This window comes from Paenibacillus sp. J22FR21 (assembly GCF_056269135.1).
Map to the genome: position 1 here is coordinate 549,251 of NZ_JBWDNJ010000001.1, position 15,200 is coordinate 564,450.

Below are 15,200 nucleotides of genomic sequence, written 5' to 3' on the forward strand. Positions count from 1 at the left end.
CCTCTCACAGGTTCTCAGGCTAAGGCACTAGCCCTCATGGGGTTTAAATATGCAGCTCGGTATCTTGTACCTGAGAGACTGGCGTGGAAGAGACTTATTCGCGGCGAGGCTCAGGCTATCACATCATCGGGTATGCAATTGCTTAGCATATTTGAAACAACGGCCAACAGGCCAGCAGGAGGCGCACCTAACGGGAGTGCAGATGGCAAAGAGGCATATAACGAGGCGCGGATTATCGGACAACCGATAGGAAGCGCTATTTATTTTGCCGTCGACTATGACGCGCAGGAGAAAGATTTTAACTTAATTGAGCAATACCTCAAAGCCGCAGCGGTTGAGACGCCAGGGTATCTTGTTGGGGTGTATGGCTCTTTCGCTGTAATTGAAGAAATGGCGAAGCGTGGAGCGGCTAAGTACTTCTGGCAGACATACGCCTGGAGCAAGGATCAGAAGAGCAAGCACGCCAACCTATATCAGTATAAGAACGGGGAGACAATCGACGCCGTCACACTTGATTTGAATGAAGTATACGACGCTGCTGGTGCATGGGATACGAATTCTCCTGTAGAGGTAGCGCATCCTCAGCCAACCAGTGCAGACGACACAATTAAAGTCATATTAAATGATAAATTGACCGCTTATGGTCGCATTGTTGACGGACATGTATACCTACCTCTGCGCCAACTCGGGGAAGTGCTCGGCGTATCCGTCCATTGGGATAGCACGACAAAAAAAGTTTATATGTATTTATAATAGGGGGTTCATACTGTGAGCAGCACTAATAAAAATTTAGCTCGCAACTTAGAAGGAGCGATACTTCCTCAATACTACAATGCAAAGTCAGACCAATATGAAGTGCTTGGGGGGAGAGGAGGGGCTGGCTTTTTTCAATTTGCTCCTGTTCTTGATTCTTGGACAGGTTCGGCAAATTTGACAAAATCCTTCACCGGAGAGAGATCCAGTATTCTTATCGCTAACGATGGAGCTACAGATATCGTCATAACCGTAAACAGCTTAACGTTCACCATTAAAGCGGGCGAAGTATTTGATGAGTTCCTGAATCCATTCACTTCACTTCAAATCGCGACTACCTCGGCTTATCGTGCATGGGCGAGGGGGATAGCATAATGAAGGGGTTATCTAAACCAGGGTACGGTGGCGGCGGTAGTGGTGGTGGATCATCCGCGAATGTACGAAACTATGGCGCAGTAGGTAACGGAACTCTTAGCGGCACAGGTACGAATGACACAGCGGCATTTAACACAGCAATCGCGGCGGCGAACGCGGCGGGTGGGGGTGTAGTACTAGTTCCGGCTGGCATTTATATTATTTCATCCAAAATCTCCATTCCATCGAAAGTTGTCCTACAGGGTGAAAGCATGGGTATCTCCATCCTTCGTCTTGCAAGCGGGGCTAATGTGGACATGGTTGATATTGGCATAAGTAGCGATTGCGGTCTTCGTAACATTACGCTATGGGGCAACTACTTCGACGCAAGCCCATCAGTAGGCAAGACTGGACTTATCATCGGCAAGGCTGGCGAATCAGGCGGCAACGGTGATGGCAACTCTTCAAATATTATTGTTCATGACGTTCAAATCCGTTCCATTGGCGGCGATGGCTTCCACTGTTTCGCAAACTCTTGGATATATGCACTAACGCGGGTTCGCGTTGAGTACTGCCAAGGTTACGGTCTGTACGTTCAATCAACGGATAACATGTACGATAACTTGGTAATCGGTGCTAACGGGAAAAATGGTATTTTTGTATCCGGCAGTAACAACCGCTTCATGAATGCGAAGGTTCTCTTCTGCGGACGCGGCAACAACCTCGATGGTTCTACTGGTACGGATGCGGACAACTCCGGTATCTATGTCACAGGCAAACGGAACACATTCGTTAATGTCGAGTGCCAAGAGAACTACGGTAATGGCTGGACGTTCAACGGCGCGGCAGATATTACGCTTGCTGGCTGTCTATCTGATGCGAATGGATATACCGCAATTCTTGACCAATTAACATCGTTAAAGCAACCAGCTACTGCATACGGTTGGTACTTCACAGGCGGTACAGCGCGGGTTAACGGTAATGTCCAAGCCACTATCTTTAAACAGGCTATCTCGCAATTGAAAGGTATTGTAATCGACGCAGGTTGTGCCAACATTAGCCTCATGTACGAAAATGATCACGCACAAGCCGATGTTAACAACTCTCCGGCAACATGTTCTTTTATAAAAGCAAGTGACATGGTGAACATGATGCAAGCAACACAATTCACACTCGCTAACCAAGCGGCTACTTTCCTACACTCCGGTCTTACACTTGTAAATGGAATCGCCGCCTATGACAATACGTACTTCAACCTGTCCCTTATTACAGGGTACACCATCGGCACGAACGAGATTCAAAATGCATCGACAACTTGGGGCGGCGGTATTCAAAGACTTGGCACCCGATACTTCTCGGTTACGTCAGGTAGAACGTACTTAGTTCATCTTAAATTCAAGCCCTCAATTAATAACTACAAGATTAAAATGGTTGCTTTGTACGATGAAGGGGCATTCAATAAAGTTACTCCTGACGTAGACGGCATCTATCCAAACTCTACGTATTCGGAAATTTGGTTCTCATTTACTGCGGACAGATCAAGTACGAAGCTGTTGATTTTCTTGGATGACAAGAACACATCAGGCGGTTCGAATGCGGTACAGGGAACGATGAACCTTAAAGAACTGTCGTTTATAGACATTACCGATGCAATGGCTCTATACTACACACCGACTTCGATTGATACGGTTGTGAAAAACAACTACTTTGTTAGTGCTCATGCGTTCACTTAGAAAGGTGAAGCGCGGACGACAATAAATAAAGCCACTATTCGTATCATAATTCATTGCATTCTATTAAGAAAAATAAAGAGGCACCCCCTAAAGTTCCCAAGGAGTGCCTCTCACTATTTTCATACTTGAAATTAATAGGACAATACCAAATGGCATGGGGGCTTTTGCTTTTTATTGGATGATTTAATTCAAAATGATTTCAGTCTTCAGATCATCGCCAAAATATTCATAGCCACCATCTGCCGAGTCCTTCGCAGCTTTATCTACAAAGTAATTGAGGCTAGTAATCGCTAAAACATCGCCTTCAACCTCGAATTGAATCTTCCCCTTCTTAATTACCTTACCCTTGAATGTGCCTGGAAGTTCTAAACTAAATCCATTTAGTTGCTCTTTAGTACTTGTTACGATTTGACTATACGTGCCTGGGAAAAACAAAATTTCATCGTCGGAAGTGTTCTCAACTGAAACATCTAAGACGACAGAGTTTGTTGGTGTACTGTATTGAGTGGTCTTGTATGCGGGGTCGAGAGTCACTTTCGAGATATTCATTACGATTGGACCACTGTTGAGCGTTACATCAACATTGAAAACCTTAGCTTTGGATACCGAATGTTGGGTGGTAGTAGACCCTTTTGAAGAAATGCTCACTGTCCGAGAAGAAGCATCATATTTAACTTCAGCTCCTAGCAACTCCGCCGCTGCACGTAGAGGAACATAAGTAGTACCGTCAATTACTTTAGTCTCGGCATTGGAAGGTTTTCCGTTAACAACCAATTTTATTGTTGTGGCAGCAAATGCTCCAACTCCGATGGACACCCCAAGAACTGATGTTAAGAGTCCAGCTACAATAATTTTCTTTTTCATGTTAATAGCCCCTTTTTGTCTTCATTTAGCGGATCATCCTTGATTTTACCACAAGAGTTATATAATTGGGGGAAATAAGACAGAGACAAGCATGTTTTGTTGTTGAAGTTGAATCTACCATTTGATACTATAATAACAGTTTCTAATTAATAGTATTGGGTGGTGGTTTAGATTGAGAATGGTATTTTATGCAAGGGTAAGTACAGACCATGAAGATCAAATTAATTCATTAAATAATCAAATTGGTTTCTTTGAAGAATATATAAGCGAAAATGGGTTTCAAAAAGCCGATTGCGGAGTTTTATGTAATAAGAGTGGTGAAAAAACAGTACTAACTGGTGGATATGCTGATGAGGGGATCAGTGGCAAGTCGTTAAAGAAGAGAGAAGCTTTCAAACAAATGATGAAGGATGCTTCTGAACGTAAATTTGATATGATTGTTACTAAAAGTGTTGCTAGATTCGCTAGGTCTGTTGAGGATAGTGCTAGATCAATCAAAGACCTGAAGGAATTAGGAATAGGGATATATTTTATGGATCTAAAGATTAATTCATTGGACAGCAGCAAAGAATTTATGATTAACCTCTTCTCGGCCCTTGCACAAGAGGAGTCTAATAATAAGTCTTCTATAACTCAATTCGGTATCAGAAGAGCACAAAAAGCAGGTAAATTTACCGGACATGCTCCCTACGGTTATGACATAGTTAATGGCTTTCTGAAAAAAAATGATGATGAAGCAGAAATAGTAAAGCGAATTTATGATTTGTACTATAATGGTTCGTTTGGAACCGGAAAGATATGCAGAATCCTTAATAATGAAGGACTTCCAACAAAGAAAGGTGCAAAATGGAGTCAAATACAAATATCTAGGATACTGGACAACACTATTTATAAAGGCTTGCAGATACAACATATGACTCAAATTAAAGATGTGAATAGGAACATTCGAGTTGAAATTCCAGAAGATGAATGGATAAAGCATCAATTAGATGAACTAATGATAATTGAACCAAATTTATTTGATCTCGTACAGATTGAGAAGCAAAAACGTCTGGAGCAATTCGGACACATTTCATACGTTAAGCAATTATATGTTGATGAAGAAAATAACCCTAAGATTTACAAGCAGAAAAGGGTGCTCACACGTAACAAGGGGAGGCACAGTAATACGCATATACTTTCTAATTTATTGGTATGTGGTAATTGTGGCTCATCAATGAAAAGAAAGAAAAGAAATTCTTACAAACGAATAGATGGTACCAAGTTAGATATTGGTTATGAATGGGCTTGTGCAATGAACGATATGTATGGTGCTGCAAAGTGTGAATATAGAAATTCATATACAGAGGAATATTTAATTAATTACGTAAGAGAGGAGATTAAAAAATATAAATCTCTAGATCACGAAAAAAATCTAAGGAAATACATTTATGCTTTCCATAATGATACTAATATCGATGCGAAAAAAACATCCATACAGGAACAAATTGATAAGAATAATATGCGAGTAGAATTAAACTTTGAATTGCTAAGTGATGGAACGATTGAAAAAAGTGAATATGCTACACGAAACCAAAAGTTGCAAAAGGAGCTTCATGAACTTAGGTCAGAATTAGATTCACTTATTAATGTAGATAAAAAAATCCATGAGACCAAATTAAAGTATGAGAAGTTTATTGAATTAGTACTATCAATCGATGTTGACAAAGAATTAATCAATGGTTCGCTTCGTAAATTAATTGCAAAAATATCTGCTTACACTTTTGATGAAAGTATGGTTGAAGGAGGATATATAAAAAAAGAGGATAATAAGTTACTACAAGTCCATTGGAATTTTATTGATAAAGGCGAGGACGAAATCACGGAGAATTATGTAAATAAATCAATGGAGGAATATGATCGTATTCATCCTCTAATCACTCCTGATGAAATGCAGGAGTCTATTCAAGAGAAATCAACACCCCATTTATAACATCCTCGGATGAGATTGTGTGATGAGGACTGCGAAAGGGACGTTCTCTCATTAAGGTAGGAATGCCGCCCGGCAGTTTACCGGCAGCGCTATAAATCTTCGTAACCTGCAAGGCTTCTTCTTCGCCTAGCGGAGGCATAATGCCCGGTAACCTTCTCGCGAGCATGGTCTTACCTGTTCCGGGAGGGCCTGATAGAAGAACGTTGTGACTCCCAATTGCTGAGATGAGCAAAGCGCGCTTCGCATGGTGCTGCCCCAGCACATCCCCATAGTCGCCATAGGCAGCCCCATAATCTCTTGAACCCGGTGCAGAGTTCTGTTCCGAAGCGCTGTCGTATCGAAGCTGCTCCCATGCGCGTTCATCCGCATTTGCTTCTCCTAACTCGCGTAAATGAGAAACGGCAAACAGCTGCATACCCTCTATACATGCGGCTTCTGCAGCATTTGCCTTCGGCAGAAGCGCATTCCTGATGCCGCTCAATCGAGCCTGCTCAACCATCGCAAGAACGCCCGGGATTGCCCGAAGCTCACCGTTTAGCGCCAGTTCCCCCAGAACCAGTACATGTTCAAACCACTTGCTCTTCAACTGCCCGCTTGAAGATAGAACGCCTACCGCAATAGCCAAATCAAAGGCAGTGCCTTCTTTGCGAAGGTCTGCTGGTGCAAGGTTGACCGTAATTCGTTCCATCGGAAAAGTGAATCCGCAATTCTTGACTGCTGCTCGAACACGTTCAATCGATTCTCTAACTGCCGGATCAGGAAGTCCAACAACATTGACTTGGGGAAGACCATTGGAAATATCGACTTCAACGGCAATTGATTTGCCTTCTACGCCATAAACGCTTCCGCTGCAAATTTGAGTATACATAGCAAAAAACACCTCCACCAAATAGTCGGATGAAGGTGCTTCCTCACAGGTCCGTATGCAATCATTGCTCAATTTGAATCATAGCTCAGCAGCAAATCAGCTGTCAACGAGTTCGAATTAAGCTCTGATAAACTGATCGATTTCATCCAAATGATGCCGGTCATGTGCGACAAAGTCATTCAAATAATGGTGAATCGTAAAGGGATTTCCGTCTCCATCGGTGTAGCTCAATTCTCTCTTCTCTTCAGAGAGGGCTATCAGAAGTCTCCATAACTCTTCTCGGACGGACATGCATTCTGCGAGCAGCTGCTCTTTACTGATCGAATCTGCATAAGCGGCGGCATGGCGATTAAATGTATCGTAATCCGAGTGACGAAGCGTCAACGGCCTGCCTTCTACAATTGGCATAATCGCTTCTTGCAGGAAATGTCGATCCCACAGCATGATATGACCGATCACGGAGCGGGAAGACCATTTGTCAGGCTTAAGCGGAGCGTTCCACATCTCTTCCGACAGTGAACGAAGAGAGCCTGCAAATGGAATCAGGGATTGGAATGTTGATAGTAGTCCGGAATAGGTATTCATTCAGTGACGACCTCCTAAATAATGCTTATTCAAAGAATACTAGAACATATGTTTGGTGTCAATAATTAGTTAAACTTAGGTAATACTAGTCAGGTAATCCTTATTTTAGCCTTTACATCTCAAATATGAGTGCATTTCATCTATTCCATCTCGATATGAGATTGATATGAGATGAAACTAATATCAAAAAAGATGGCATTTCAGGCTAAAAAAATAGGAAACACATGACGAAACGTGTTACAATACTTATGGTTTTGTGTACATACGTAGGATTTGACTGCGGATAGGAGGATTTTCGTCAATGAATATCCATGAGTATCAGGGTAAACAACTGCTTAAGCAGTATGGGGTTGCCGTACCGGAAGGTAAAGTGGCGTTCTCTGTCGATGAAGCGGTGGCAGCAGCGGAAGCGCTGGGCACACCGGTTGTCGTTGTAAAAGCGCAAATTCATGCAGGCGGCCGCGGTAAAGCGGGCGGCGTTAAAGTTGCCAAAAATTTGGATGAGGTTCGCACTTATGCCAGCCAAATTCTGGGCAAGGTTCTCGTAACCCACCAAACGGGTCCTGAAGGTAAAGAAGTAAAGCGCCTGCTTATCGAGCAAGGCTGCGACATTAAGAAAGAGTATTACATCGGTCTTGTTGTTGACCGCGTAACTGGACGGATCGTCATGATGGCATCCGAAGAGGGCGGCACGGAGATCGAAGAAGTTGCTGAGCACTCGCCGGAGAAGATCTTCAAAGAAGTTATCGACCCTGCTGTCGGTCTTCAAGTATTCCAAGCGCGCAAGCTGGCATACTCCATCAACATCCCTAACGAATTGGTCGGCAAAGCGGCTAAATTCATGCTGTCTCTGTATGCGGCTTTCGTAGAGAAAGACTGCTCGATCGCAGAAATCAACCCGCTCGTCGTAACAGGCGACGGCAACGTTATGGCGCTTGACGCCAAGCTGAACTTCGATTCCAATGCCTTGTACCGTCATAAAGACATCTTAGAGCTTCGTGATTTGGATGAAGAGGATGAGAAGGAAATTCAAGCGTCCAAGTTCGATCTGAGCTACATCGCACTCGATGGCAACATCGGTTGTATGGTTAACGGCGCAGGTCTTGCAATGGCGACAATGGATATTATCAAGTATTACGGCGGCGACCCTGCTAACTTCCTGGACGTAGGGGGCGGTGCGACCAAAGAGAAAGTTACGGAAGCGTTCAAGATCATCCTCTCCGATGAGAAGGTGAAGGGCATTTTCGTTAACATTTTCGGCGGTATCATGAAATGCGATATTATCGCAGACGGCGTTATTTCAGCGGCTAAAGAGCTCGGTCTTGACCGTCCGCTTGTAGTTCGTTTGGAAGGCACCAACGTTGAACTGGGCAAGAAAATGTTGAACGAATCCGGACTAAACATCGTGGCTGCAGACTCTATGGCCGACGGTGCACAAAAAATCGTCGCGCTAGTAAAGTAAGACTTAATTGTCGCACTTTACGCGGCATACGAATTCATTTAGGGGATGTGAGTTTCGATGAGCATTTTGGTAGGCAAAAACACAAAAGTCATTACCCAGGGTATTACTGGTGCCACAGGGTTGTTTCATGCGAAGGGCGCCCTGGAATACGGTACCCAAATGGTTGGCGGAGTTACGCCGGGCAAAGGCGGAAGCAATGTTGACATTACACTAGAAAACGGAACAGTAGTCTCGCTTCCTGTATTTAATACAGTTGCAGACGCAGTTGCCAAAACAGGCGCTACTGCGTCCGTTATCTATGTTCCGCCTGCATTTGCTGCAGATTCCATTTTGGAAGCTGTTGATGCGGAGCTAGACCTGGTTATCTGTATTACAGAAGGTATTCCGGTTATCGACATGATTAAAGTAACACGGTACATGGAAGGCCGCAAAACGCGCCTGATCGGACCGAACTGCCCAGGTGTTATTACGCCGGGTGAATGCAAGATCGGCATCATGCCGGGCTACATTCATACAAAAGGCCATGTAGGCGTCGTTTCCCGCAGCGGTACGCTCACTTACGAGGCAGTGCACCAGCTGACTACTCGCGGAATCGGTCAATCCTCCGCAGTAGGTATCGGCGGCGACCCTGTTAAAGGCTCCGAATTCATTGATATCCTGAACATGTTCAATGAAGATCCGGATACTTACGCTGTCATCATGATTGGTGAAATCGGCGGCTCTGCTGAAGAAGAAGCGGCAGAGTGGGTTAAAGCAAACATGAAGAAACCGGTTGTCGGCTTCATCGGCGGCGCAACTGCACCTCCGGGCAAACGGATGGGACATGCAGGTGCGATTATTTCCGGCGGTAAAGGAACGGCAGCTGAGAAAATCGCAACGCTTGAGAAATGCGGCATTCGCGTAGCGCCTACGCCTTCCGAAATGGGTTCTACCCTTGTAAGTGTTCTGGAAGAGCGTGGCATGCTGGACAAATGCAAAACGCACTAACAGCTTAGCAACACCATAGCTTCAATTTAAAGGTAAGCAACCTTTCGATTTGCCCTATATGGGCTTTCGGAGGGTTGCTTTTTTTCATTATTCTGATCACTTGGCTTGCATTCTCCTTGCCGCACGGTCACAATAAGGTAGAATGCCGGCCGTCACCTTGAAGGGACGGTGCATTATTAATGAAGGAATACAATCAAGAGAGAGAACTTCTGCTTACTCTACATGAAACGCCCGGCATTGGCTGGCATTCGATACGCAAGGCTGTAGAATACGGTCAATGGCGGTTATATGAACGATTTTCGCCTGAAGCGTGGGTTTCATCAGTCGGATTAAAACCGGATCAGGCAAAAGCGATTTCAAATGCGTTCTCTACGGTTAAGGTGGAAGAACGACAGGAACGGATGTCGAAGCTCGGCATTCAATGGATAACGCGATTTGATGAATGCTATCCTGAGTTGCTGCGTGAAACCCCTCAACCTCCTTGGATCTTATACGCAATGGGGCGAGTCGAGCTGTTAAACCGACATGCAATTGCCATCGTAGGAACGAGAGGACCGACAGCATATGGCCGCAAAACAGCTTCAGACCTAGCTAGGAAGCTTTCTGAGCGAGGAATGACAGTCGTTAGCGGAATGGCGAGGGGAATAGATGCACTGGCCCATGAAGGCGCACTGGAGGCCTTTGGAAGCACGGTTGCCGTATTAGGCACTCCGGTGGATCGTATATATCCCTCAGAGAACCGTGGACTCTACGAGCAAATTGTGAGAAATGGCGTCGTCATTTCGGAAGTCGCACCGGGCACTCCCTTTCATCCCGGTTTGTTTCCGCTGCGGAATCGCATCATAGCCGGATTATCATTAGGCACTGTTGTCGTAGAAGCTGCTGAACGAAGCGGGTCATTGATAACAGCCGACCAAGCACTCGACATGTCGCGGGACGTATTTGCCGTTCCGGGTCCGATCTCTTCACCGAAGAGCGCAGGTACAAACGGGTTGATTCGTCAAGGGGCTAAGCTCATCACATCAGTCCAGGATATTCTGGAGGACTACGAGGGACTGCTTCTGCAACCGGAAATATTGAAAGCGCAAGTAGGTTTGAAGTCTGAAATGCAAGCCGTGAATTTGGATGAGAATGAAGCTGTTTTACTTCAATTCTTACAGGATGGTCCGCTATCTATCGACCGTCTGCATGAGCTCTCATCCTTTCCTTTTGGACTTTTGCATTCAGTTCTGATAAATTTATCTATAAAACGGAAGATTGAACAGCATCCAGGTTCCATATATAGTGTAATGTAGCATGCATTGGAGAGGAGGGCGCATCTATGGCAGATTCACTTGTCATCGTCGAGTCACCGGCAAAGGCGAAAACAATCGGTAAATATCTAGGAAGCAAATTCATCGTTAAAGCATCGATGGGTCATATCCGAGATTTGCCGAAGAGCCAGATCGGTGTAGAGGTCGAGAATGATTTTAACCCCAAATATATAACCATTCGCGGAAAAGGGAGCGTCCTGAAAGAATTAAAAGACGCCTCGAAAAAAGTAAAAAAAGTCTATCTCGCAGCTGACCCGGATCGCGAGGGTGAAGCGATTGCGTGGCATTTGGCACACTATCTGGAGATAGACGAAAGCGACTCCTGCCGAGTCGTATTTAATGAGATTACGAAGCAGGCCGTGAAGGATGCATTCAAAACACCAAGACCGATTAATATGGATCTTGTAAACGCTCAGCAGGCAAGGCGGATACTAGACCGTCTTGTTGGCTATAAGATCAGCCCGCTGCTGTGGAAGAAAGTAAAGAAGGGGCTGTCTGCGGGACGGGTGCAATCTGTTGCCGTGAAGCTCATTATTGATCGCGAGAATGAGATTGATGCCTTTGTTCCTGAGGAGTATTGGTCGATTACCGCTCAATTGAAACAAGGCTCCACCACCTTCGAAGCGAAGTATCATTCTCTTAATGGCGGCAAGCGAGAGCTTGGCAACGAAGCGGATGTTCAAGAGGTGCTGCAGGCCATGGGCTCTTCCGCGTTCACGGTCAGTGAAGTGAAAGAGAAAGAGCGCCAGCGTAACCCAGCGGCTCCGTTTATTACAAGCTCGCTTCAACAGGAAGCGGCGCGTAAGCTTGGTTTCCGAGCATCCAAGACGATGTCAGTCGCCCAACAGCTTTATGAAGGGGTTGACCTCGGCAAAGAAGGGACAGTCGGTCTCATCACTTATATGAGAACGGATTCCACTCGAATTTCGACGATCGCTCAAGAGGAAGCGAAAGCTTATATAGAAGAGAAATATGGAGCTGCATTCGCGCCTGAGCAGCCTCGTGTTTATGTGAAGAAGAATAGCAATGCCCAAGATGCGCATGAAGCGATTCGTCCAACTTCCGTAATGCGTGATCCGGATACGATGAAAGAATACTGCAGTCGCGATCAATTCAGGCTGTATAAGCTTGTTTGGGAGCGTTTTGTAGCCAGTCAAATGTCTTCAGCCGTGCTGGATACGATGACAGTCGACTTTAATGTCGGTAATGGAGCAGTGTTCCGGGCCGTGGGTTCCAAAGTGAAATTCCATGGTTTTATGAAGATCTATGTCGAAGGCAACGATGACGGCACGACGGACGAGGAGAAATTCCTTCCGCCTCTGTCGGCTGGAAATGTCGTCGGCACGGAATCCGTTGAGCAGAAGCAGCATTTCACTCAGCCGCCGCCGAGATATTCAGAAGCACGTCTTGTGCGGATGATGGAGGAAGTGGGCATCGGGCGTCCAAGTACGTATGCGCCAACGCTTGAAACGATCCAGAAGCGGGGCTATGTTGCCATCGAAGAGAAGAAATTCATTCCGACGGAGCTAGGCGAGCTGGTCATTCAAATGATGGAAGAGTTTTTCCCCGAAATTCTGGATGCAGAGTTTACTGCGCACATGGAGGATGATCTTGACCATGTGGAAGACGGGAAAGAAGATTGGGTGAAAGTGCTCGCTAATTTCTACAGCTCGTTCGAGAAGCGTCTTGAAGTTGCTGAGGACGAGATGAAGGAAGTTGAGCTTCAGGACGAAATATCCGATGAGCTTTGCGAGAAATGCGGCCGTCATTTGGTTTACAAAATGGGCCGATTCGGCAAGTTCCTGGCTTGCTCCGGATTCCCGGATTGCCGCAATACGAAGCCGATTGTCAAAGACATCGGTGTTCCTTGTCCGAAATGTGCGGAAGGAAAAATTATTGAGCGCCGCAGTAAGAAGGGACGTTACTTCTACGGCTGTGATCAATACCCTGGCTGTGACTACGTGTCGTGGGATAAACCGACTACTAAGCCATGTCCGCAATGCAACAGCTTAATGGTAGAGAAACGGAATCGCAGCGGCGCGAAGCTAGCCTGCACGCAGTGTGAATATAATGAAGAAGTACCTGACGAGCAAGAACCGGCTGAAGGTTAAGATTGAAAGGATGGTAAGTTCATTGTCAGAATTACAACGTGTAACAGTCATCGGCGCAGGTCTTGCAGGCAGCGAGGCTGCTTGGCAAATCGCTTCGCAAGGAGTGCCTGTTACGCTTTACGAGATGAGACCGGCGACCAAGACGCCGGCTCACCATACGAATAACTTTGCCGAGCTGGTATGCAGCAACAGCTTACGTGCAAACGGGCTTTTTAACGCAGTCGGTGTACTAAAAGAAGAGATGCGCAGAATGAACTCTCTGATCCTCGATTGTGCGGATCGTAATGCGGTCCCTGCCGGCGGAGCGCTTGCCGTTGACCGTGACGGCTTCTCCGGCGATGTGACGAGAATATTGAAAGAGCATCCCCTGATTGATGTGCGGACGGAAGAGATGACGGAAATCCCGACGGACGGTATTGTTTTAATTGCTACCGGACCTCTGACGGCTCCGCGTCTATCCGCCCAAATTCAAGAGCTGTTAGGTCAAGAATATTTCTATTTCTATGATGCGGCAGCTCCAATCGTGGAGAAGGATTCCATCGATATGTCGAAGGTCTACCTTGCTTCGCGATATGATAAGGGAGAAGCGGCATATCTCAACTGTCCCATGACAGAAGAGGAGTTTGAACGGTTCCACGAAGCTCTTACAACGGCTGAGACCGCTGAAGTGAAGGAATTTGAGAAAGAGCAATATTTCGAAGGCTGTATGCCCATTGAAGTAATGGCTAGCCGCGGCAAGCAAACGGTGTTGTTCGGCCCAATGAAGCCTGTTGGTCTGATTAACCCGCACACAGGTAAACTGCCTCACGCAGTCGTTCAGCTTCGTCAAGATAACGCAGCAGGTACACTGTACAATTTGGTTGGTTTCCAAACTCATCTCAAGTGGGGTGAGCAGAAGCGGGTTCTGGCTCTGATTCCGGGATTGGAAAATGCGGAGTTTGTTCGTTTCGGCGTAATGCATCGCAATACATTTATCAATTCACCGAGGCTGCTTCGTTCTACCTACCAAACAAACAATCGCGATAATTTATTCTTTGCCGGTCAAATGACCGGTGTTGAAGGATATGTTGAATCCGCTGCTTCAGGTTTGATCGCAGGGTTAAATGCTGGCAGATTGGCACGAGGCTTAGAACCGCTAGTCTTCCCGGCTGATACTACGCTTGGCAGTATGGCGCAATACATTACAACGGCAGATTTCAAGCATTTCCAGCCGATGAATGCGAATTTTGGCTTGTTCCCGCCGCTTGAGAAGCGGATGCGCAGCAAGAAAGATAAGAACGACGCGATTGCCAATCGCGCCTTAGAACAGCTTGCTCGCTTTAAACATGAGCAGCTTGGCTATCCGGCTGAACCTGCACAAGTAGAGGCAGAAACGGTCACAGAGTAACGATACAACCAGAACAGGCAAAAGAGCAGCGGCTTCGATCGATTCCTCGGCCGCTGCTTCCTTTTGCATTTATAGGCTCCCGTCTATTAAGAGTTTTTGCAAAACTCGAGCTATTCTAACGAAGTAGTATTGTTATCGTTATCTGAAAGATTATTTTCTTCGCGAAACTTAATCCAATCCTTACGAAGCAGTTTCGCCTATGCGAGACTTTTAGGAGGTTATTAATGATGGAAATGCAATTTCATGCGACGACGATTTGTGCGGTTCGGCATAATGGGAAAGGTGCTATTGCAGGCGACGGGCAAGTGACGTTTGGCAATAGTATGGTCATGAAGCACCATGCGAAGAAGGTTCGTCGATTATATCGTGGGCAAGTCATTGCTGGGTTTGCCGGTTCGGTTGCCGACGCGATTGCACTCTTCGAGAAGTTTGAAGGTAAATTAGAAGAGCATCACGGCAATCTGCAACGGGCAGCTGTTGAGCTTGCGAAGGATTGGCGCTCAGATCGGGTGCTGCGCAAACTCGAAGCCATGATGATTGTTATGGATGCGACCGGTTTATTGCTTATATCAGGCGGCGGAGAGATTATAGAACCGGATGATGGCATTTTGGCAATAGGTTCAGGCGGCAGTTTCGCGCTTGCGGCAGCACGTGCTCTCTATCAACATGCGCCTCAGCTCGAAGCCAAGGACATGGTTAAATCAGCGCTTGAGATTGCCGCAGATATTTGCGTGTTCACAAACCGGAATATAATTGTGGAAGAAATAGGCTAATATAAGCATTTAATTCGGACTCATTTGGAGGGATCGGA

The 15,200-nt window shown here is 45.9% G+C and carries 13 protein-coding genes; 10 read left to right on the top strand and 3 right to left on the bottom strand.

Going from position 1 to position 15,200, the window contains the following annotated elements; genetic code table 11:
• Positions 1 to 36 precede the first annotated feature (36 nt).
• Genes AC0YNS_RS02810 through AC0YNS_RS02820 form a run of 3 tightly spaced genes read left to right on the top strand, consistent with a single transcriptional unit; the run spans position 37 to position 2,840 of the window.
• Entirely contained in the window at positions 37 to 753 is a 717-nt protein-coding gene (locus AC0YNS_RS02810; protein ID WP_475779515.1) for a DUF1906 domain-containing protein, read from the top strand.
• A gap of 15 nt (positions 754 to 768) precedes the next feature.
• Positions 769 to 1,128 carry a hypothetical protein gene (locus tag AC0YNS_RS02815; protein ID WP_475779516.1) on the top strand — a complete coding sequence of 120 codons (360 nt, stop codon included), beginning with the start codon at positions 769 to 771 and terminating at the stop codon, positions 1,126 to 1,128.
• Positions 1,128 to 2,840: a glycosyl hydrolase family 28-related protein gene (locus tag AC0YNS_RS02820; RefSeq protein ID WP_475779517.1), complete on the top strand. Its 1,713-nt coding sequence runs from the start codon at positions 1,128 to 1,130 to the stop codon at positions 2,838 to 2,840. The genes AC0YNS_RS02815 and AC0YNS_RS02820 overlap by 1 nt, the downstream gene beginning before the upstream one ends.
• 183 nt (positions 2,841 to 3,023) lie before the next feature.
• Here the strand turns inward: AC0YNS_RS02820 and AC0YNS_RS02825 are convergent, their stop codons facing one another.
• Positions 3,024 to 3,704, bottom strand: coding sequence for a stalk domain-containing protein (locus tag AC0YNS_RS02825; RefSeq protein WP_475779518.1), 681 nt, complete (start codon positions 3,702 to 3,704; stop codon positions 3,024 to 3,026).
• A 178-nt stretch (positions 3,705 to 3,882) separates the two neighbouring features.
• Between AC0YNS_RS02825 and AC0YNS_RS02830 the strand changes: the two genes are divergently transcribed.
• A complete protein-coding gene (locus AC0YNS_RS02830) occupies positions 3,883 to 5,676 on the top strand; it encodes a recombinase family protein (protein WP_475780091.1) in 1,794 nt (597 codons plus the stop codon).
• Here AC0YNS_RS02830 and AC0YNS_RS02835 read toward each other — a convergent pair.
• A complete protein-coding gene (locus AC0YNS_RS02835) occupies positions 5,645 to 6,544 on the bottom strand; it encodes a YifB family Mg chelatase-like AAA ATPase (protein ID WP_475779519.1) in 900 nt (299 codons plus the stop codon). The genes AC0YNS_RS02830 and AC0YNS_RS02835 overlap by 32 nt on opposite strands.
• Before the next feature lie 117 nt (positions 6,545 to 6,661).
• Entirely contained in the window at positions 6,662 to 7,129 is a 468-nt protein-coding gene (locus tag AC0YNS_RS02840; protein WP_475779520.1) for a DinB family protein, read from the bottom strand.
• A 301-nt stretch (positions 7,130 to 7,430) separates the two neighbouring features.
• On the opposite strand from AC0YNS_RS02840, the gene sucC reads away from it, so the two are divergent.
• The 6 genes from sucC (at position 7,431) to hslV (ending at position 15,162) form a co-directional block, all read left to right on the top strand.
• Entirely contained in the window at positions 7,431 to 8,591 is a 1,161-nt protein-coding gene (sucC, locus tag AC0YNS_RS02845) for an ADP-forming succinate--CoA ligase subunit beta (protein ID WP_090976562.1), read from the top strand.
• Between the two features lie 57 nt (positions 8,592 to 8,648).
• Positions 8,649 to 9,578: a succinate--CoA ligase subunit alpha gene (gene sucD / locus AC0YNS_RS02850; RefSeq protein ID WP_090976560.1), complete on the top strand. Its 930-nt coding sequence runs from the start codon at positions 8,649 to 8,651 to the stop codon at positions 9,576 to 9,578.
• Positions 9,579 to 9,757: 179 nt separating this feature from the next.
• On the top strand, positions 9,758 to 10,873 hold the full coding sequence (gene dprA, locus AC0YNS_RS02855; protein WP_475779521.1) for a DNA-processing protein DprA: 1,116 nt from the start codon (positions 9,758 to 9,760) through the stop codon (positions 10,871 to 10,873).
• Between the two features lie 26 nt (positions 10,874 to 10,899).
• The gene (topA, locus tag AC0YNS_RS02860; RefSeq protein ID WP_475779522.1) at positions 10,900 to 13,002 is read left to right on the top strand and encodes a type I DNA topoisomerase; all 2,103 of its coding nucleotides are present in this window, start codon (positions 10,900 to 10,902) and stop codon (positions 13,000 to 13,002) included.
• A 22-nt stretch (positions 13,003 to 13,024) separates the two neighbouring features.
• A complete protein-coding gene (gene trmFO, locus AC0YNS_RS02865; protein ID WP_475779523.1) occupies positions 13,025 to 14,389 on the top strand; it encodes an FADH(2)-oxidizing methylenetetrahydrofolate--tRNA-(uracil(54)-C(5))-methyltransferase TrmFO in 1,365 nt (454 codons plus the stop codon).
• A gap of 227 nt (positions 14,390 to 14,616) precedes the next feature.
• Positions 14,617 to 15,162 (top strand): ATP-dependent protease subunit HslV, encoded by a 546-nt coding sequence (gene hslV / locus AC0YNS_RS02870; RefSeq protein WP_090976555.1) that lies wholly within the window; start codon positions 14,617 to 14,619, stop codon positions 15,160 to 15,162.
• Positions 15,163 to 15,200 lie beyond the last annotated feature (38 nt).